Origin of the sequence: Amnibacterium flavum, from assembly GCF_003097495.1 — a bacterium.
GTDB classification, from domain to species: Bacteria; Actinomycetota; Actinomycetes; order Actinomycetales; family Microbacteriaceae; genus Naasia; species Naasia flava.
The window spans coordinates 77,343-96,448 of record NZ_QEOP01000001.1; the positions used below are offsets into that span (position 1 = coordinate 77,343).

A 19,106-nucleotide genomic window follows, 5' to 3' on the forward strand; every position below is an offset into this window, starting at 1 on the left:
AAGCGCGCACGTTGCGGCCGGCCCCGGACGCCGGAACGTGCGCGCAGAGCTCGGTTCGGGCGATGTCGGCATTCCCCGGAAGCAGTCACGCAATTCGGCATGGTGACCGGCCGCGCGCACGTTCCGGGCAACGGGGCCGGCCGCAACGTGCGCGTTCGCCCGGAACGCCCTCAGGAGGGGAGGAAGGTCAGTGGTAGAAGTGGCGCTCGCCCGTGAAGTACATCGAGACCCCGGCTCGGCGTGCGGCCTCGATGACCTCGTCGTCGCGGACGGATCCTCCCGGCTGCACCACGGCGCGCACCCCTGCGCGCAGCAGGACCTCGAGGCCGTCGGCGAACGGGAAGAACGCATCCGAGGCGGCCACCGAACCGACGGCCCGCTCACCGGCGCGACTGACCGCGAGGTGGCAGGAGTCGACCCGGTTCACCTGCCCCATGCCGACGCCGACGGATGCGCCGCCGTGGGCGAGCAGGATCGCGTTCGACTTCACCGCCCGGCAGGCGCGCCACGCGAACTCGAGGTCGGATCGAGTCGCCTCGTCGACCTCCTCGCCGGCGACGAGCTTCCAGGCGGACGAGTCGGCAGCAGCGGCGCCCTCTCCGCCGTCGAACCGGTCGGTGGTCTGCAGCAGCACGCCGCCGCTCACCTGACGGAACTCGATCGTCGAGCGGGCGTAGTCGGCCGGCAGGCGCAGCAGGCGGATGTTCTTCTTCGCCGTGAGCACCGCGAGCGCGTCGGCATCGAAGTCGGGCGCGACCAGCACTTCGGTGAACACGTCCCGAACCTGCTCGGCCATGGACAGGGTCACGGGCCGGTTCGCCGCGATCACACCGCCGAACGCGGAGACCGGGTCGCACTCGTGCGCCTTGTGGTGGGCGGAGGCGATCGGATCGACCGCCTTGGGGGACGCGACGGCGATGCCGCACGGGTTGGCGTGCTTGATGATCGCCACGGCGGGTCCGCTGAAGTCGAACGCGGCGCGCACGGCGGCATCGGCGTCGACGTAGTTGTTGTAGCTCATCTCCTTGCCGTGCAGCTGCTCGGCCTGGGCGATGCCGTGACCGCCGTCGGCCGTGTAGAGCGCCGCGCGCTGATGAGCGTTCTCGCCGTAGCGGAGGGGGTGAGCGAGCTCGCCCTCGAGCGAGACGCGCGGAGCCCAGTCGCCGGCGGCGGCGGTCGGGTCGGTCTCCCCGGCGCCCGTGTCCGCGTCCGTCGCGGCGAACCACGCGGCGACCCCGCCGTCGTAAGCGGCGGTGTGCGCGAAGGCCGCAGCGGCAAGTTCCCGGCGGAGCGCGAGACCGCTTCCCCCCTCGCGGACTGCCGCGATGATCTTCGGGTAGTCCGACGGCGAGACGACGACGGCGACGTTGGCGTGGTTCTTGGCCGATGCGCGGACGAGTGCCGGGCCGCCGATATCGATCTGCTCGATGACCTGCGCGGGCTCGGCGCCCGACGCGACGGTCTCGGCGAAGGGGTACAGGTTGACGACGGCGAGCTCGAACGGCGCGATGCCGAGGTCGGCGAGCTGCCGCTCGTGGTCCTCGAGGCGCAGGTCGGCGAGCAGTCCCGCGTGGACACCGGGGTGCAGGGTCTTCACGCGTCCGTCGAGCGACTCGGGGAACCCGGTGACCTGCGACACCTCGGTGACGGCGTACCCCGCACCTGCGATCATCGCGGCGGTGGAGCCGGTCGAGACGATCTCGACCCCCGCGTCCGAGAGCGCGGCGACGAGCTCCAGCAATCCGCTCTTGTCGCTCACCGAGATCAGCGCGCGCTTCACCGGGACGATGTCCCGTTCGCGATAGAGAGCCGGATCGATGCTGTGGCCACTCATGCCTGGTACTCCTCGAGTCGGATCGCGCCTGTTGCGATGTCACGGATGACCTGCGCCAGAAGCCGGCGTTCGACGGTCTTGATGCGGTCGTGGAGGGCGTCCTCGCCCATGCCGGGGTCGATCGCCACGCGTTCACGGGCGAGGACCGGGCCGGAGTCCACGCCGCTGTCGACGACGATGACGCTCGCCCCGGTCTGGGCGGCTCCCGCCGCGATCGCGTCGCGAACGGCGTGCGCGCCGGGGAACTCGGGCAGGTAGGCGGGGTGCGTGTTGATGATGCGCGGAGCGAACGCGTCGAGCACGTTCTGCGGTAGCAGCCTCATCATGCCGCTGAGGACGATGAGGTCCGCCGACCATCCGGCCAGCTGGGTGACGAGGGCGGCGCCCCACTCCTCGCGGGAATCGAAGGAGCCGTACGGCACCGTGAAGGTGGGGACCCGGAAGTCCTGCGCGTGGAAGAGGCCGGTCGCCTCGCGGTCGGCGCCGACTGCGACGATGCGGGCGGGGAAGTCTGCGTGTTCCGCCTGCTCGAGGAGGGACCGCAGGTTCGAACCGCCGCCGGAGATGAGCACGACGACCTTGAGCACGCCGCAAGCCTACCGGCGGAGGTCATTCCTCCGAGGGTCGCTCCCGTCGGCCGCTGACGACGAGACCGATCGTCATCGCGACCGCCGTCTCCAGTGCCGCGAAGGCGCCGACGAGCCAGGGATCCGAGCCGATGTCGGTGAGGCGCCCGACGCCGGCGGAGCCTGCCGCCGCCCAGGAGAGCAACCCAAGCGCGACTCCGGCGACGACACCTCCGCTGACTCCCAGCCCGATGACGGTGGCCGTGGAGAGTTCGCCGCGCCAGCCGGCGTTCAACCGCGAGCGCAGCAGTGCCCCCGCGAGGAATGCGACGACGATCGGCGCCGCGAGTCCGAGGAATCCGAACGCGGAGTCGGTCGTCGGGATGGCGCCCAGCACGGGCAGCGACGGCACGGGGCCGAGAGCCGTCCCGACGGGCGAGACCGACGATCCGGTCCCGATCGCGAATCCTGGTCCGACGAGCCAGGCGGCGGCCCAGATGACGAGGTTGGGGAGCAGTGCGAGCTGCGCGATCGTGAGAGCCGCACCGCCGAGGACACCCGACTGCAGCGACTCGTAGAGGGTGATGACCGTCGAGTAGCCGATGACGAGCAGGCCTGCGACGAGGATGGCCGCCACCGCCATCAGCCCCGCGGCGGCGACGCCGCCCAGTCGCAGACTCCACGAGACCCACTGGATGGCACCCTCGGGCAGACGGTCGAGGGTCGCCTCCGCGAGGCGTGCGAACGGACTGGGACGCGACGACGTCGGCCGCCGACGCACCTCGCCCGATGGGATGACGGCGCCCAGGATGATCCCGACCGTGAACACGAGCGTCGGGAACAGCACCCCCTGCCAGCGCGACGGCTGCGCGGCGCCCACGCCCGCTGTCAGGGCGATGATGGCGGACAGCCCCGCGAAGGTGCCGAGCGTGACCGTGATCGCCGTGCCGGGATGGTCCGTCTCGAGCAGTCGGCGGCCCGCCCGGACTCCGAGCAGCGCGGTCAGCAGGGCGAGTCCGAGCGCGGCGATCGTGACGACGAACGGCTCCCCCGGCGTCGCCCCGGCCACCAGCGGCAGGTCGAGCGCGAAGCGGACGTCGACGCCGTGCCCGATCAGCCAGAGATCGGCCGCGGCGCGGTAGAAGACGGTCCAGTCGATCTGGAGGTCGAACTCGAACGCCCACAGCGCCGTGAGGGGCACGAGCAGGATGCCCAGCCCGATTCCCACGACGAGCAGCGCCTCGAGAGCGGCGAACAGCGCGGTGAGGGGTCGATTCATGGCCCGGGAAGCCTAGCCGCCGCCCCGATCGGCGCTCCGTCCGACACACGTCGCCCGGTGGGCTCGGAGCCGCCGCCCCGGGTCACGCAGCCCGTGCGGGCACGGTCCCGCTGGGATCGCCGGTCGCGGTCCCGCCGGGTCTCAGTGCACGATGTAGTCGAGCAGGACCACGATCATGCCGAGTGCCACGGCTGCCAGCGTGCCGAGGATGCACGCCCACCACGGGGCACGGCGCGACACGAACGCCCAGAGACTCGTGGCGGCGAGCACGAGGAGACCGAGGAGGCTCACCCCGTCGACGGCCTGATCGAGCGTGATGGCGCCGGTGATCGCGACGATCAGCGGAATGCTCGGTACGACGGTCGCCAGCAGTAGACCGACCGAATGCCGGACCGCCGCACGGAACGGACGCTCCACCTGCCTGCCCCGCGAGTACGCGGCGATGGTGTGCGCGTAGACGTGGGCGAGGAAGAAGACGACCATCGTCACGAACCCGAAGAACAGGACCTGTCCCGGGTCGATGTCGTCGTCCTCGGAGATCGACAGGATCAGCGCCAGATAGACGATGGTCCCGTAGACCCACTCGGTGCTGATCGAACGGTCGGCGAACAGCCGCGCGGCCCACCCTGAGCGGGCCGCGGGCCGCTCCGCGTCGGACGCGGCGGACTCCCCCAAGTCTGACGCGGTCACATCAGCTCGCGAAGACCTCGCGCATGAGAGCGGCGGTCTCGCTCGGCGTCTTGCCGACCTTGACGCCCGCAGCCTCGAGCGCTTCCTTCTTGGCCTGCGCGGTGCCGGACGAGCCCGACACGATGGCGCCGGCGTGGCCCATGGTCTTGCCCTCCGGTGCCGTGAAGCCCGCGACGTAGGCGACGACCGGCTTGGTGACGTTGGCCTTGATGTACTCCGCGGCACGCTCCTCGGCGTCCCCGCCGATCTCGCCGATCATCACGATCGCGGTCGTCTCGGGGTCGGCCTCGAACGCGGCGAGCGCGTCGATGTGGGTGGTGCCGATGATGGGGTCGCCGCCGATTCCGACAGCGGTGGAGATGCCGATGTCACGCAGCTCGAACATCATCTGGTAGGTCAGGGTGCCCGACTTCGAGACGAGGCCGATCGGCCCAGGACCGGCGATGGTCGCGGGGATGATGCCCGCGTTCGACTTGCCGGGGCTGATGACGCCGGGGCAGTTCGGGCCGATGATGCGGGTGGTGCCGCCCTTGCTCTTCGCGTGCGACCAGAACTCGGCGGAGTCCTTGACGGGGATGCCCTCGGTGATGACGACCGCGAGGGGGATCTCGGCGTCGACGGCTTCGACGACCGCCGCTTTGGCGAAGGCGGGCGGCACGAAGATGACCGACACGTTGGCGCCGGTGCGGTCGATCGCCTCGGCCACCGATCCGAAGATCGGGAGCGTGACGCCCTCGATCTCGACCTCGGTGCCCGCCTTGCGCGGGTTGACGCCGCCGACGATCTGCGCGCCCGACTTGAGCATGCGGCCGGCGTGCTTGGTGCCCTCGGACCCGGTGAGGCCCTGGACGATGATCTTGGAGTTCTCGTCGAGAAGGATCGACATGTTCTTCAGCTACCTCTTCTTTGCTTCGACGTGACTCAGGCGTTGGCGAGCTCGGCGGCCTTGTCGGCTGCCGCGTCCATGGTGTCGACCACCGTGACGAGGGGGTGTGCGGCCTCGGCGAGGATCGCGCGTCCCTCGTCGACGTTGTTGCCGTCGAGACGGACGACGAGCGGCTTCGTGGCGGTGTCGCCCAGCTTGCCGAGTGCGCCGACGATGCCGTTGGCGACGGCGTCGCACGCGGTGATGCCGCCGAAGACGTTGACGAAGACGCTCTTCACCTGCGGGTCGCCCAGGATGACGTCGAGCCCTGCGGCCATGACCTCGGCCGATGCTCCGCCGCCGATGTCGAGGAAGTTGGCGGGCTTGACCCCGCCGTGCTTCTCGCCCGCGTAGGAGACGACGTCGAGCGTCGACATGACGAGCCCGGCCCCGTTGCCGATGATGCCGACCTGGCCGTCGAGCTTCACGTAGTTGAGGTTGCTGGCCTTGGCCTTCGCCTCGAGGGGGTCGATGTCGCCGGCCTCGGCGAGGGCCGCGTGGTTCTCGTGACGGAACTCCGCGTTCTCATCGAGTGTGACCTTGCCGTCGAGGGCGATGACCTCGCCCGACTCGGTGAGCACGAGCGGGTTGACCTCGACGAGCGTCGCATCCTCGTCGCGGTAGACCCACCAGAGGCGTTCGATGACCGGGGCCACCTTCTCGATGAGGTCGTCGGGGAAGCCGCCTGCCGCCGCGATCTGCTTGGCCTTCTCGAGGTCGATGCCTGCGACCGGGTCGATCTCGATGCGCGCGAGGGCTTCGGGCTTCTCGACGGCGAGGATCTCGATCTCCATGCCGCCCTCGACGCTGGCGAGCGACAGATAGGAGCGGTTGGCGCGGTCGAGCAGAACCGAGAAGTAGAACTCGCGCTCGATGCGGGCTCCCGCGGCGACCATGACGCGCCGCACGATGTGGCCCTTGATGTCGAGCCCGAAGATGCCCTTCGCCGCTTCCTCCGCGTCGGCCGGGTTGTGCGCGACCTTCACGCCCCCCGCTTTGCCGCGGCCGCCGGCCTTGACCTGCGCCTTGACGACGACGGTGCCTCCGAGCTTCTCCGCTGCGGCGCGCACCTCCTCGGGGGTGTCGGCGACGATGCCGGGGAGTACGGGAACCCCGTAACTCTCGAACATGTCACGGGCCTGGTACTCGTAAAGATCCACTGATCCTCTTCCGATGTTCTCTATGTCTCGCGTCCGGCGCTCCTGGCGCCCCCGCGGAAACGGGCGGATTCACTCTACTCCGGACGTCGAATGGCCCTGTGACCCCCGCTGCTCGGCAGCGTGGCTCCACAGGATCGTCACAGGTGGCTGATAAACAGCGTTCAAAACGAACATCGCGCCACGCCAATACCGGCGCGGATTTCCATTCGACCCCTATTTGCGAGTATTCTTCTCAATCGGCGATAAATACCTCGCCGCTCGACTTGCATTCGAATACACCCCATCGCAATAAGGAGTTCCCATGGCCCAGAAGGTCACCGTTCAGATTGTCGACGACCTCGACGGCACGCCCATCACCGACGGGTCGGGCGGAACTGTCGCGTTCTCCCTCGAGGGCAAGTCCTACGAGATCGACCTTTCGGCCGATAACACCGACAAGCTCTATTCGGCTCTGGAGCCGTTCATCGACAAGGCTCGCAGCATCGGCGGCAGCGCTCGTCGCCGCACCACGACCGCCGCACCGTCCGCATCCCGCGACCGTCTGCAGGAGATCCGCGAGTGGGCGAAGGCCAACGGCCACAACGTTGCGACCCGCGGTCGCATCTCGCGCGACATCCAGGAGGCGTACGCCCGCGCGCGCGGTTGAGATCCGGCTCGTCACACGAAGAACTCCGGTCCGCACAGCGGGCCGGAGTTCTCGTCGTTTCAGTCGGGAATGAGGCGCTTGCCCATTCCCGTCGCCTGGTCGGGCTCGAATCCGAGCCCGCTCCAGAATGACTGCACCGCATCGTTGCCGGACCTGATCTGAACATTGATTTTCGGGCAGCCCAGGTTAGTGAGAGCGCTTTCAGAATGCGCCACTATGTCGCGCCCTATTCCCTCGCCCCGACGCTCGGGCGCGACGGCCACATAGTAGAGCCAGCCGCGATGGCCGTCGTAACCCGCCATCGCCGTCGCGACGACACCGTCGGATTCGGCGACGAAGAACAGCTCGGGCTGCACGGTCAGCTTGCGCTCGATGTCCTTACGCGGATCGTTCCACGGGCGCAGCAGCCCGCATCGATCCCAGAGCGCGACGACCTCTTCGGTGTCCCCGACCTCGAATGGGCGGATGGTCGGCACGTCAGATCTTCTCGATCGGCGCGACCTTGATCAGAAGCCGCTTGCGGCCCGCGCCGTCGAACTGGACCTCGGCGATGCGACGGGCGCCCTCACCCGTGACGGCCATGACGCTGCCGTCGCCGAAATCGGTGTGCTTGATGCGGTCGCCGGCGGCCAGCTCCAGCGCGGAGTTGTCGCGCATCTGACCGGTCACGGCATTCGCCCATTCGGTCTTCGGCTTGGGGGTGGTGGGACGGCCGCCCGGGACGCTGTAGGAGCCGCCGTATCCGTCCCGCCGCGCGTTGAGCGCTCTCGGCTGAGTGCCGCCGCGGCTCGTCGCCATGCCGGGAGACTGCTTCCACTCGATCAGGTCGGCGGGAATCTCCTGCAGGTACCGGCTCGGCAGGGCGACCGAGACGTCGCCGTACTGGGCGCGCGTCATCGCCAACGACAGGAAGAGGCGCTTGCGAGCACGCGTGATGCCGACGTAGAAGAGCCTCCGCTCCTCGGCAGGACCTCCGGGCTCGCCCGCGGACATCCGGTGCGGCAGCAGATCCTCCTCGACACCGGTCAGGAAGACCGCCTCGAACTCGAGGCCCTTCGCGGTGTGCAGGGTCATCAGGGAGACGGAGCCGGAGCTGTCGTCGAGGTCGTCCGCTGCCGCGACGAGCGAGACCTCGGTGAGGAAGTCGAGCAGGACGCCCTCGGGGTTGTTGCGCTGGTACTCCTTGGTCACGGCGAGGAGTTCCTCGACGTTCTCGGCGCGCGCCTCGTCTTGAGGGTCGCGGGAGGCGCGGAGTGCGTCGAGGTAGCCGCTGCGGCTGAGCAGCAGGCCGAGCACCTCGGGGACACCGGACCCGTCGGGGCGGGTATCGGCCATGACGGAGGCCTCGTCGAGCAGCTGCGACAGATCGTCGATCGACCGGGTGACCTTCGGGCCGAGGCCGAGCTCGCCCGCGTAGCGGAGCGCGTCGCGGAACGTCATGCCGTTGGCCTCGGCGAAGGAGGCGATGGTCGTCTCCGTGGCCGGGCCGATGCCGCGCTTCGGGGTGTTCAGGATGCGGCGCATCGCGAGGGTGTCGGCCGGGTTGGCGACGGCGATCAGGTACGCCATCGAGTCCTTGATCTCGGCCCGCTCGTAGAACTTGGTGCCGCCGACGACCTTGTACGGGATCGCCGAACGGATGAAGATCTCCTCCAGCGCACGCGTCTGCGAGTTCGTGCGGTAGAACACGGCGATGTCGTGATAGGCCATGCCCTTGTCGCGCAGGCCCTGGATCTCGTCGGCGACGAACTGCGCCTCGTCGTGCCCGGTGTAGCCCGTGTAGCCGACGATCTTGTCGCCGTCTCCGTCGGCGGTCCACAGCTTCTTGTCCTTGCGGTCGAAGTTGTTGGAGATGACCGAGTTCGCGGCGCTGAGGATGTTCTGCGTCGAACGGTAGTTCTGCTCGAGGAGGACTACCCGCGCACCCGGGAAGTCGCGCTCGAACTCCACGATGTTGCGGATGTCGGCGCCGCGGAACGCGTAGATCGACTGGTCGGAGTCGCCCACGACGGTGAGCGACGCCGGCTCGACCGAGGAGAACAGGCCGACGTCGACCTCCTCGGGCGCCTTGGTCAGCTCGCGGATGAGGGCGTACTGCGCATGGTTCGTGTCCTGGTACTCGTCGACCAGGATGTGCCGGAACCGCTTCTGGTACTCGGCGGCCACGTGCGGGAACGCGCGGAACAGGTACACCGTCTGCGCGATCAGGTCGTCGAAGTCGAACGCGTTGGCGCTCGAGAGCTCACGCGAGTAGTCGCGGAAGATCTGGGTGAACATGACCTCGGCGGGGTCGTTGAAGTTGGCGCCTCGCGCATAGCTCTCGACATCGGCGAGTTCGTTCTTGAGCTTGGAGATCTTCGACGCCGCCGTCGCCACCGTGAAGCCGAGCACGTCGGCCTCGCGCTCCTTGATGATGCGCTTGAGCAGCGCACGGCTGTCGCCCGAGTCGTAGATCGTGAAGTTCTTGCTGTAGCCGAACTGCTCGGCCTCGCGGCGCAGGATGCGGACGCACGCCGAGTGGAACGTCGAGATCCACATGCCGTCGGCCGCCTGGCCGACGAGGCTGCGGACCCGGTCGCGCATCTCGCTCGCGGCCTTGTTCGTGAAGGTGATCGCGAGGATCTGGCTCGGCCACGCCTCGCGCGATTCGAGGAGACCGGCGATGCGGTGGGTGAGCACACGGGTCTTGCCGGACCCGGCTCCCGCGACGATCAGGAGCGCGGGACCGCGGTAGAGGACGGCTTCGCGCTGCTGCGGGTTGAGTCCGTCGAGGAGGGGGGAAGAGGTCTCGACAGTGCTGCTCATCAGGGCTACGAGTCTAAGCGAGCCCACCGACACCGGGCGGCGAGGATGGCGCCCGGTACGGTGGATCCGTGACCGAGCTCGCCCCCTCCGCGGCAGCGGAGTGGCGGGAGCCCAACAGCCTGCTCCCCCTGCGGTGGGGATCGTACTCCGGCCGCCAGCTCGTGGGAGCGGCGCTCGTCCTGCTGGGCGCATTCCTCATCGTCCAGACCACGGCCTACACGACGCTCATCGGCTGGCTCGGCTCGGCGATGCACGTCGCCGGGTGGGCGATCCTGCCCGCTCGCGGAGGCCGCCGGGTCCTGGCCGCGCCGCTCAGCATGCTCGCCTTCTGGTTGATGCTCCTCGGCCCGAATCTGGCCTGGCTCACCTCCGCCTCGCTGGCGCTCTGGCTGCTCGTGCGGCGGCGCCCGGGCATCGCCTACGTGATCGTCCCGCTGCCCGCCCTGATCGCGGTCGCGGGTCTCGTCGTGTTCGGTCCCTTCCTCAATCGGACCGCGTTCTACGCCGTCGTGTTCGCGGTCGCCGCCGCCTGCGCCTGGGCGGCCCGAAACATCGCTGTGCGCGAACGCACCCGTTCCATAGGTTCCAAGGGCGAAAAACCAGACTTTCCCCGCTAAATTAGAACCGTTGTCATTTTCCCTTGCAGGAAGGTCCTGCGAGAGAACAGAGGAGCCATGGCCCTGTCCAACCCCGCATTCAACAACAGCCCCGTCTTCAACGGTCGCGGCGGAGTCGCCGCAGCATCCGGCAAGGGATTGTCGGCGACCGAGCTCGACGAGCTCTACTCCCGCCCGTCGGCCACGCCCGAGCAGACGGATCGGATGTCCTACGAGGACACGATCGTCAAGACCGTCGGCCTCTTCGGAGTCCTCCTCGTCACCGCCGCGGTGGGCTGGTTCATCCCGGCCCTCGCCATCGTCGGTGCGATCGGCGGTCTGATCCTCGGCTTCGTCAACGCCTTCAAGAAGCAGCCGTCGGTGCCGCTGATCGTCGCCTACGCGGCGTTCGAGGGCCTCTTCGTCGGTGGCATCTCGTCGATCTTCGAGGCCGTCTGGCCCGGCGTCGTCGTCCAGGCGACCATCGCGACCGTCGTCACGATCGCCGTGGTGCTGGCGCTATTCGCCAGCGGCAAGGTCCGCGCGTCGGCCAAGGCGACCAAGGTGTTCCTCGTCGCGATCATCGCCTACGCGCTCTTCTCGCTCGTCAACTTCGGAATGATGATCTTCGGCGCCGACATCGCCGGTGGCCCCTTCGGGCTCCGTTCGGCCGACATCCCGGGTACCGACATCCCGTTCGGCATCGTGATCGGCGCACTCGCCGTTCTGCTCGCCGCGTACTCGCTGGTCCTCGACTTCGACTTCGTGAAGCGCGGCGTCGAGTCGGGTGCGCCCCGCAAGTTCGGGTGGCAGGCCGGGTTCGGCATCATGGTCACCGTCGTGTGGCTGTACGTCGAGTTCCTGCGCATCTTCGCGATCGCGCGCGACTAGCGCTCGATCGGCAGGCGAAGGGGCGGTCCTCCGGGGCCGCCCCTTTTTCGCGCGCACCGCCCGATTCCGCCAGGACTCGCCGCGGCCCCCTCTCTGGGAACATCCCGTTCAGACGCGCGCACCCGACGGTTCACCTGGACTTCGCACTCGGCGCCTTGGCTGATCCAGGCCGCTTCCCGCGGCTTCCGGACCCAAGGAGAACCCCCATGAGGCATGCCCTCCGCACCGCAGGCGTCGGCGCCGTCGCCGCACTGGCGCTCACCGCGCTCGCCACCCCCTCCATCGCCATGGCCGCGCCCGACGAGACCGGCGGAGCGATCCGCCACGACGACTACGCGAACGCAACCCAGCTGCTCCTCGACTCGATCGAGACGGGGCCGGCGAAGAACGTGATCCTGCTCATCGGCGACGGCATGGGCGACTCCGAGATCACGATCGCCCGCAACTACGCCTACGGCGCGGCCGGCGAGCTGCCCGGCATCGACGCACTGCCCCTCACCGGCGCCTACACGACCTATTCGCTCTACCGCGACGGGACGCCGAATGCGGGCAAGCCGGATTACGTACCCGACTCGGCAGCGACGGGCACCGCGTGGGCGACCGGGACGAAGACCTACGACAACGCGGTCGGCGTGGACATCCACGGCACCGCCCACGACAACCTGATCGAGATCGCGAAGGCCAACGGCCTGCGCACCGGCAATGTCAGCACGGCCGAGATCCAGGACGCGACGCCCGCCGTGCAGGCCGCGCACGTCGCGAGCCGCACCTGCTACGGCCCCGACACCGACGCGATCCGAGCTGCGGCCACTCCGCCGCTCGCGCCGGTCTGCGGTTCCGACCTGCTCGAGAACGGGGGCCTCGGCTCCATCAGCGAGCAGCTCCTGGACACCCGGGCCGATGTCACGCTCGGTGGCGGCAGCGCCTCGTTCGACCAGACCGCGAACGCCGGTCCGTGGTCGGGCGAGACCCTGGTCGATCAGGCCGCCGACCGCGGCTTCCAGTACGTCACCGACGCCGCCGGCCTGAACGCGGTGACCGCCGCGGGCCAGGACGCACCGCTGCTCGGCCTCTTCACACCCGGCAACTTCCCGACGCGCTACACCGCGACCCCCGCCACGGTCGGTGGTGCCGACCTGGCGCCCGTCGCCTGCACGCCCAACCCGTCGCGACTCGACACGGATCTCGACCTCGAGAGCCTCACCACGAAGGCGATCTCACTCCTGGACGACCCCGCGTCGCCGGAGGGCTTCTTCCTGCAGGTCGAGGGCGCGAGCATCGACAAGCAGGACCACGCCGCCGACGCGTGCGGCCAGATCGGTGAGACCGTCGACCTCGACGAGGCCGTCCAGGCCGCGCTCGACTTCGCGATCGCCGACGGCAACACGATGGTCATCGTGACCGCCGACCACTCCCACTCCAGCCAGATCGTGGACAGCACTCCCCCGGCGACGTTGAGCATCGCGCTCAGCACCACCGAGGGCTCGGTCATGAAGGTCGCCTACGGCACAGCCGCGGCCGGCGGGTCGCAGCAGCACACGGGCAGCCAGCTGCGCATCGCGGGCTACGGCCCCGGAGCCGCGAACATCGTGGGCCTCACCGACCAGACCGACAACTTCTTCACCATCTCGAGTGCACTCGAGCTGAACCGCGACGTCGTCGCGCTCAGTGCGGGCGGGTCGGCGACGATCTCCGATGCCGCTCTCGAACCCGGTGAGGCGTTCACGATCGCAGCGTCCGGCTTCGCGGGCGACCGCCAGCTGACGAGCACGTCGACGGGCGAGCCGGTCGACCCCGAGAAGGCAGACCTGGTCTACGGCGACACGGAGCTCTCGGGGGTCGCCCCCACCGCGCTCGGCGACTACACGGTCACCCTGGTCGGGAACCGGACCGGCAAGTCGGTCACGGTCGACTTCAGCGTCACGGCCGACGGCGAGCCCGCCGCGGTTCCCGGGGGCCCGGCGGGCAACCCCGTCGGCGGTGGCACGACCGGGGGTTCGTCCATGAACCCGCTGGCGTCGACCGGATTGGCGATCGCCCCGTACCTGGGCCTCGGTGTCCTGCTGCTCGGTGCGGGTGCCGCGGTGATCATCGCGCGCCGCCGCCGCCACCACGCCTGACACTCCTCGAAAGGAGGGGGCGGTCCTTCGGGGCCGCCCCTCTTCCGCGTTCACCCTCTGTGCTCGCCTTCTGTGCTCACGAACTCGCCCGCCCTCTCGCTCAGCAGGTGGAAACGCCGTCAGCAGGAGGAATCCGCCCGATTCCACCTGCTGGGTGCACTTCCACCTGCTGTGGAAGGAGAACTGTGTGATTCCGCCTGCTGAGGGAAAGACCGTCGCGCGCTAGTCGACGACGGACAGGTGGACGGTGACCCGGTCGCCGAGCTCGATGCCCTCGGCTTTCCGGATGGCCTTCTTGACGGGGAGGACGTAGCAGCCGCGCGAGCTGTCGGGGAAGACCGAGGTGCGCCAGCGACTGGTCCCGATCAGAACGTCGACCTTGACGGACCCGAATCCGCCCTTGAACGGGACCGCCGCATCGATCTCGTCGGACACCTTCTCGGGGAGCGCGGCGAACACCCATGCGGCCTGTGCCGCATCCCACGGCACGAGTTCGGCGACGCACTCCCACTGAGTCTCCATCGCTCCATCCAACACCCGACCGCCGGCATCGTCAGGTCTCGATACGCCGCTTGCGCGGCTATTCGACCTCCGACGTGTGCCCGCCCGCTGAGCGCAGCGAAGCGACGGGGCCAACCGCGTTTCGGAGGTCGAGGGGGCCGCAGACCGAACCGAGACCGGTCGAGTAGCGCGTAGCGCGTACCGAGACCTCGCCACCAGATCGAGGTTGGGGCGGACACGTCACCGAGGTCGCGGTCAGGGGCGACGATGTTCGCGGGGTGCGAGTTGTGAGCCCCGCAGCGAAGCGGAGGGGCTCAATGTTTGAGCTGAGGAGCGGGCATCGTCGCCCCTGACCGTGCCCTCCGGCCGCGGGAACCGCTCAGGAAGCCCTTGATCACTCCCACTCGATGGTTCCCGGCGGCTTCGACGTGACGTCGAGCACGACCCGGTTGACCCCGGCGACCTCGTTGGTGATGCGGTTGGAGACGCGGGCGAGCAGGTCGTAGGGCAGGCGCGTCCAGTCGGCGGTCATGGCGTCTTCGCTGGAGACGGGGCGGAGCACGATGGGATGCCCGTAGGTGCGCCCGTCGCCCTGGACTCCGACGCTGCGCACGTCGGCGAGGAGCACGACGGGGCACTGCCAGATCTCGTTGTCGAGCCCGGCGGCGGTGAGCTCCTCGCGGACGATGGCGTCGGCGATGCGGAGCAGGTCGAGCCGCTCACGGGTCACTTCGCCGACGATGCGGATGCCGAGACCCGGGCCGGGGAAGGGCTGACGGGAGACGACGACCTCGGGCAGTCCGAGCTCGCGGCCGATGGCGCGGACCTCGTCCTTGAAGAGGGTGCGGAGCGGTTCGACGAGCTCGAAGGTGAGATCGTCGGGGAGTCCGCCGACGTTGTGGTGGCTCTTGATGTTCGCGGTGCCGGTGCCTCCGCCGGATTCGACGACATCGGGGTAGAGGGTTCCCTGGACGAGGAACTTGATGGCCTCGCCGTCGGACTGCGCCTCGAGGACGAGCGCTTCGGCGGCGTTCTCGAAGGTTCGGATGAACTCGCGGCCGATGATCTTGCGCTTCTGCTCGGGGTCGCTGACGCCGGCGAGCGCGTCGAGGAACTGGGCCTCGGCGTCGATGGTGACGAGTCGCACGCCGGTGGCCTGGACGTAGTCCTCCTGCACCTGGCGGGCTTCGTCCTGGCGGAGCAGTCCGTGGTCGACGAAGACGCAGGTGAGCTGGTCGCCGACGGCCTTCTGGACGAGGGCGGCCGCGACCGCGGAGTCGACGCCGCCCGAGAGTCCGCAGATGACCCGGGCGTCGCCGATCTGCGCTCGGATGCGTTCGACCTGCTCGGCGATGACGTTGCCGGGGTTCCAGTCGTCGGGGATCCCGGCGGCGCGGTGGAGGAAGTTCTCGAGGACCTGCTGCCCGAAGGTCGAGTGCTTGACCTCGGGGTGCCACTGCACGCCGTAGAGCTGACGCTCGTCGCTGGCGAAGGCGGCGACAGGAGTGGAGGGGCTGCTGGCGAGCACCTCGAAGCCCTCGGGGGCCTTGGACACGGAGTCGCCGTGGCTCATCCACACGGTCTGGGCGTCGGGCTGACCGTCGAGTAGCACTCCTCCGTTGCCCGTCGAGACGGTGAGCTCGGTGGAGCCGTACTCGCGCTTGCCGGTGTGGGCGACCTCGCCGCCGAGCTGCTGCGCCATGACCTGGAATCCGTAGCAGATGCCGAGCACGGGCACCCCGAGCTGCAGGATGCCGGGGTCGAGGCTGGGCGAGCCCTCCTCGTAGACGCTGGAGGGGCCGCCGCTGAGGACGATGCCGACGGGGTTCTTGGCCGCGATCTCAGCGGCGGTCGCGTTGTGCGGCATGATCTCGGAGTACACGTTGGCCTCGCGCACGCGGCGTGCGATCAGCTGCGCGTACTGGGCCCCGAAATCGATGACGAGCACGGGGCGCGCGTCGGTGGATGCTGCGGTGGGCTCGGTCTCGCTAATGGTTGGCCTCCGAGGGCGATGGCGTGGACGATGCGTCGAGTGCGGCGAGCCGACTCGCGAGGTGCTGCTTGACCTGGCGCGCGACCCGGTGCTCGGTGACGAACGACAGGAACGGGACGACTCCACCTGCGGCGATGAGGATGAACCGCGTGATGGGCCAGCGCATGAACGTGACGAGCAGGAAGTCGCTGATCAGGTAGGCGAGGTACAGATACCCGTGCGTGATCTGGATGATGAGGCTCACGTTGACCGCGTTCGCGGTGTCGATCGATCCGGCGGGCACGAACATCAGGCCGCCGACGCCGCCCTGCAGCTCGAGTCCGAAGACGTACTTGAGGATGATCTCGACCACCAGCACGAGCAGGAAGACACCCGTCGCGTAAGCGAGGACCCGGTACACCGCGAGGGTGCCGCGGATCCTGGGGAAGTCGGTGATCCGAGGCTGGGTCGGCATGACGACCATTCTACGGGCGCGCGTCGGGCGCTTCGGCTGCGGGCGGCGTCCCCTCCACCGTGGTCGCCTGCTCGCGCTCCCGTTCGACGATGTCGCGCATGTGCCGGTACCAGATGTAGAGCGCGATGAGCGCGAAGACGGCCCATTCGACCGTGTAGAAGAGGTTGAGGAAGTTGAGCTGCACCTGCGGAACGGGCTTCGGCGAGTAGATGTCCGTGAGACCTTCGGGCGCCTCCCGGAGCGTCAGGTAGCCCGCGTAGGCGGGCGACGCATCCGCCCATTCGTTGATGAACGAGGAGACCGCCATGTCGACCGGGAGGGCGTCGGCCGGCGCGTCCTCGTCGACGGTGGGCGGTTCCGCCTGCTGGAAGCGTCCTTCGATGTCGGTCGGAAGCACGCTCGGGTCTGCGGCGAGGTCGTTGGCGGCCGCCAGCGCAGAATCCTCGTCGGCGCTCCATCCGACGGCCACCGCCAGGGTCACGCCGTCGTCGGTGACGAAGTGCCCGACAGTCCAGTAGCCGTCCGCACCGTCATTCAGACGCTGGGCGAGGACGGAGAAGTCGTCGGCCTGCCAGGTACCTGACGCGCCGACCAGCTGACCGATGGCATCGGACGGCGTCTGGGTCTGCGGCTGCATGGCCGATTCGATCGGCCGCACGTCCTCGGATCCGGAGTCGATGACGGCGCCGTTCTCGAACGCGCGACCCAACTGCCACTGGCCGAGAGCCGAGAACGAGACTGCGAGGCCGATGGCGAGCAGCAGAAGCAGCAGCGAGCTGCCGCGCCGCATGACGGGGGCGAGTTCGCTCCAGGTGGGTTTGGGAGTGCCCGCATCGACCTCGGGATCGAGCGTGGAATCACGCGATGCGGGCACTACCCTGCCGTTCAGACGGTGGCGACGATGTCGGGCGCCTCGAGACGCACCCGGTCGGCCGACTCGTCGTCGGGCTGCAGCTGGCTCTCGCGCTCGGCCTGGACGCGCTTGAGGTAGGTGTTGACCTCGCGCTCGACCTGCTCGTCATCCCATCCGAGCACGTCGGCCATCAGCTTCGCGGCGACAGGGGCTGCGGACACTCCCCGGTCCCAAGCCTCGATCGAGATGCGCGTGCGGCGGGCGAGAACGTCCTCGAGGTGCAGTGCACCCTCGTGCGTGGCGGCGTAGACGACCTCCGCCCCGATGTAGTCGTCGGCTCCGGGCAGCGGCTCCTGCAGTTCGGGACGCTCCTTGATGAGCGCGAGCAGCTCATCCGTGAGCACGCCGTAGCGGTTCAGGAGATGTTCGATGCGGACCGTGTGCACGCCGAACGCTCGGGCGATCTTGGCGCGCTTGTTCCATGCGGCCTGGTAGCCCTCGGCTCCGAGGAGCGCGATGTCCTGCGTGGTCGACTGCGGGATGCGTCCGTCGAGCGCCGAGACGGCGGCGTCGATCGCATCCTTCGCCATCACGCGGTACGTCGTCCACTTGCCGCCGGCGATGACGACCAGGCCGGGCACCGAGTGAGCGACGAGGTGCTCGCGAGAGAGCTTCGAGGTCTGCTCGGACTCGCCGGCGAGCAGCGGGCGCAGGCCGGCGTAGACGCCCTCGACGTCCTCACGGGTCAGAGGAACGGTCAGGATCTTGTTGACGTGCTCGAGCACGTAGTCGATGTCGGCGGCCGTCGCGGCGGGGTGCGCCTTGTCGAGGTGCCAGTCAGTGTCGGTCGTGCCGATGATCCAGTGGCGGCCCCACGGGATGACGAACAGCACGCTCTTCTCGGTGCGGAGGATCACGCCGCCGTTCGACTGGAAGCGGTCGCGGGGAACCACGAGGTGGATCCCCTTGGACGCGCGGACCTTGAACTGGCCCCGCTCGCCGACCATCGACTGGGTCTCGTCGGTCCAGACGCCGGTCGCGTTGACGACCTGCTTGGCGCGGATGTCGAACTTCTCGCCCGTCTCGAGGTCGTGCGCGTGCACGCCGACGACGCGCTCGCCGACCTTGACGAAGCCTTCGACACGGACGCGGCTCGCGACGTGCGCGCCGTAGAACGATGCGGTGCGGGCGAGGGTCGCCACGTAGCGAGCGTCATCGACCTGCGCGTCGTAGTAGGTGAGACCGCCGGTGAAGGCGTCGTGAGCGAGGCTCGGCATGGCGCGGAGCATCTGCGACTTGCTGAGGTGTCGGTGATGGGGCACACCGGGAGGGCGGCCACCCGACCAGCTGAAGATGTCGTAGAGGAGCATTCCGGCGCCGATGTAGGCGCGCTCCCAGACGCGGTGCGTCAGGGGGTAGAGGAACTTGACCGGCTTCACCAGGTGCGGGGCGAGACGCTGAAGCAGCAGACCTCGCTCGATGAGCGCCTCGCGGACGAGACGGAAGTCGAGCTGTTCGAGGTAGCGGATGCCGCCGTGCACGAGCTTCGATGAACGGCTCGACGTGCCGGAGGCGAAGTCGCGCGCCTCGAGCAGTCCGACGCTGAGCCCTCGGGTCACCGCGTCGAGCGCCGCACCCGTGCCGACGATCCCGCCGCCGACGACGAGGATGTCGAGCTCCTTCTCCTTGAGCGTCGCGATCGCCGCGGCGCGCTCCTCGGGTCCGAGCTTCGATGAGAGCGATACTGAATTTCCCTGAGCCATCTCTTCACTCCTTGCTCCGCCCTTATGGGG

At 68.9% G+C, this 19,106-nt stretch carries 17 protein-coding genes; 4 read left to right on the forward strand and 13 right to left on the reverse strand.

Annotated elements, in window-relative coordinates:
- Positions 1-187: 187 nt before the first annotated feature.
- The 6 genes from purH to sucC form a co-directional block, all read right to left on the reverse strand.
- Positions 188-1,834: a bifunctional phosphoribosylaminoimidazolecarboxamide formyltransferase/IMP cyclohydrolase gene (gene purH / locus DDQ50_RS00370; RefSeq protein WP_116754767.1), complete on the reverse strand. Its 1,647-nt coding sequence runs from the start codon at positions 1,832-1,834 to the stop codon at positions 188-190.
- Positions 1,831-2,421, reverse strand: a complete 591-nt coding sequence (purN, locus tag DDQ50_RS00375; protein ID WP_116754768.1) for a phosphoribosylglycinamide formyltransferase — start codon at positions 2,419-2,421, stop codon at positions 1,831-1,833. The genes purH and purN overlap by 4 nt, the downstream gene beginning before the upstream one ends.
- A 22-nt stretch (positions 2,422-2,443) precedes the next feature.
- Positions 2,444-3,679 carry a cell division protein PerM gene (locus DDQ50_RS00380; protein WP_116754769.1) on the reverse strand — a complete coding sequence of 412 codons (1,236 nt, stop codon included), beginning with the start codon at positions 3,677-3,679 and terminating at the stop codon, positions 2,444-2,446.
- 141 nt (positions 3,680-3,820) lie between these two features.
- The gene (locus DDQ50_RS00385) at positions 3,821-4,369 is read right to left on the reverse strand and encodes a hypothetical protein (RefSeq protein WP_116754770.1); all 549 of its coding nucleotides are present in this window, start codon (positions 4,367-4,369) and stop codon (positions 3,821-3,823) included.
- A gap of 1 nt (position 4,370) precedes the next feature.
- Positions 4,371-5,255 (reverse strand): succinate--CoA ligase subunit alpha, encoded by an 885-nt coding sequence (gene sucD, locus DDQ50_RS00390; protein WP_116754771.1) that lies wholly within the window; start codon positions 5,253-5,255, stop codon positions 4,371-4,373.
- 35 nt (positions 5,256-5,290) lie between these two features.
- Positions 5,291-6,454, reverse strand: a complete 1,164-nt coding sequence (gene sucC / locus DDQ50_RS00395) for an ADP-forming succinate--CoA ligase subunit beta (protein ID WP_116754772.1) — start codon at positions 6,452-6,454, stop codon at positions 5,291-5,293.
- A gap of 301 nt (positions 6,455-6,755) precedes the next feature.
- On the opposite strand from sucC, the gene DDQ50_RS00400 reads away from it, so the two are divergent.
- Positions 6,756-7,100, forward strand: a complete 345-nt coding sequence (locus DDQ50_RS00400) for a histone-like nucleoid-structuring protein Lsr2 (RefSeq protein WP_116754773.1) — start codon at positions 6,756-6,758, stop codon at positions 7,098-7,100.
- A gap of 59 nt (positions 7,101-7,159) precedes the next feature.
- On the opposite strand, the gene DDQ50_RS00405 is transcribed toward DDQ50_RS00400, so the two are convergent.
- Together DDQ50_RS00405 and DDQ50_RS00410 are read right to left on the reverse strand one after the other, a co-directional pair.
- The gene (locus DDQ50_RS00405) at positions 7,160-7,576 is read right to left on the reverse strand and encodes a GNAT family acetyltransferase (protein WP_205663539.1); all 417 of its coding nucleotides are present in this window, start codon (positions 7,574-7,576) and stop codon (positions 7,160-7,162) included.
- A gap of 1 nt (position 7,577) precedes the next feature.
- Positions 7,578-9,905: an ATP-dependent helicase gene (locus DDQ50_RS00410; RefSeq protein WP_116754774.1), complete on the reverse strand. Its 2,328-nt coding sequence runs from the start codon at positions 9,903-9,905 to the stop codon at positions 7,578-7,580.
- Between the two features lie 68 nt (positions 9,906-9,973).
- Here DDQ50_RS00410 and DDQ50_RS00415 point away from each other — a divergent pair, with 68 nt between their 5' ends.
- The 3 genes from DDQ50_RS00415 to phoA all read left to right on the forward strand — a co-directional run bounded on the left by DDQ50_RS00415 (position 9,974) and on the right by phoA (position 13,512).
- Complete coding sequence (locus DDQ50_RS00415; RefSeq protein ID WP_116754775.1) at positions 9,974-10,522, forward strand: hypothetical protein; 549 nt, start codon at positions 9,974-9,976, stop codon at positions 10,520-10,522.
- Between the two features lie 57 nt (positions 10,523-10,579).
- Positions 10,580-11,392 (forward strand): Bax inhibitor-1/YccA family protein, encoded by an 813-nt coding sequence (locus DDQ50_RS00420; RefSeq protein WP_165829632.1) that lies wholly within the window; start codon positions 10,580-10,582, stop codon positions 11,390-11,392.
- A gap of 206 nt (positions 11,393-11,598) precedes the next feature.
- Positions 11,599-13,512, forward strand: coding sequence for an alkaline phosphatase (gene phoA, locus DDQ50_RS00425; RefSeq protein WP_116754776.1), 1,914 nt, complete (start codon positions 11,599-11,601; stop codon positions 13,510-13,512).
- 222 nt (positions 13,513-13,734) lie between these two features.
- On the opposite strand, the gene DDQ50_RS00430 is transcribed toward phoA, so the two are convergent.
- The 5 genes from DDQ50_RS00430 to DDQ50_RS00450 all read right to left on the reverse strand — a co-directional run bounded on the left by DDQ50_RS00430 (position 13,735) and on the right by DDQ50_RS00450 (position 19,076).
- Entirely contained in the window at positions 13,735-14,034 is a 300-nt protein-coding gene (locus tag DDQ50_RS00430) for a DUF1905 domain-containing protein (RefSeq protein ID WP_116754777.1), read from the reverse strand.
- A 373-nt stretch (positions 14,035-14,407) separates the two neighbouring features.
- The gene (gene guaA / locus DDQ50_RS00435; protein WP_116756007.1) at positions 14,408-16,006 is read right to left on the reverse strand and encodes a glutamine-hydrolyzing GMP synthase; all 1,599 of its coding nucleotides are present in this window, start codon (positions 16,004-16,006) and stop codon (positions 14,408-14,410) included.
- A complete protein-coding gene (locus DDQ50_RS00440; RefSeq protein ID WP_116756008.1) occupies positions 16,002-16,460 on the reverse strand; it encodes a DUF3817 domain-containing protein in 459 nt (152 codons plus the stop codon). The genes guaA and DDQ50_RS00440 overlap by 5 nt, the downstream gene beginning before the upstream one ends.
- Positions 16,461-16,470: 10 nt before the next feature.
- Positions 16,471-17,334: an SURF1 family cytochrome oxidase biogenesis protein gene (locus tag DDQ50_RS00445; protein WP_116754778.1), complete on the reverse strand. Its 864-nt coding sequence runs from the start codon at positions 17,332-17,334 to the stop codon at positions 16,471-16,473.
- 11 nt (positions 17,335-17,345) lie between these two features.
- Complete coding sequence (locus DDQ50_RS00450) at positions 17,346-19,076, reverse strand: glycerol-3-phosphate dehydrogenase/oxidase (protein ID WP_116754779.1); 1,731 nt, start codon at positions 19,074-19,076, stop codon at positions 17,346-17,348.
- Positions 19,077-19,106: the final 30 nt, after the last annotated feature.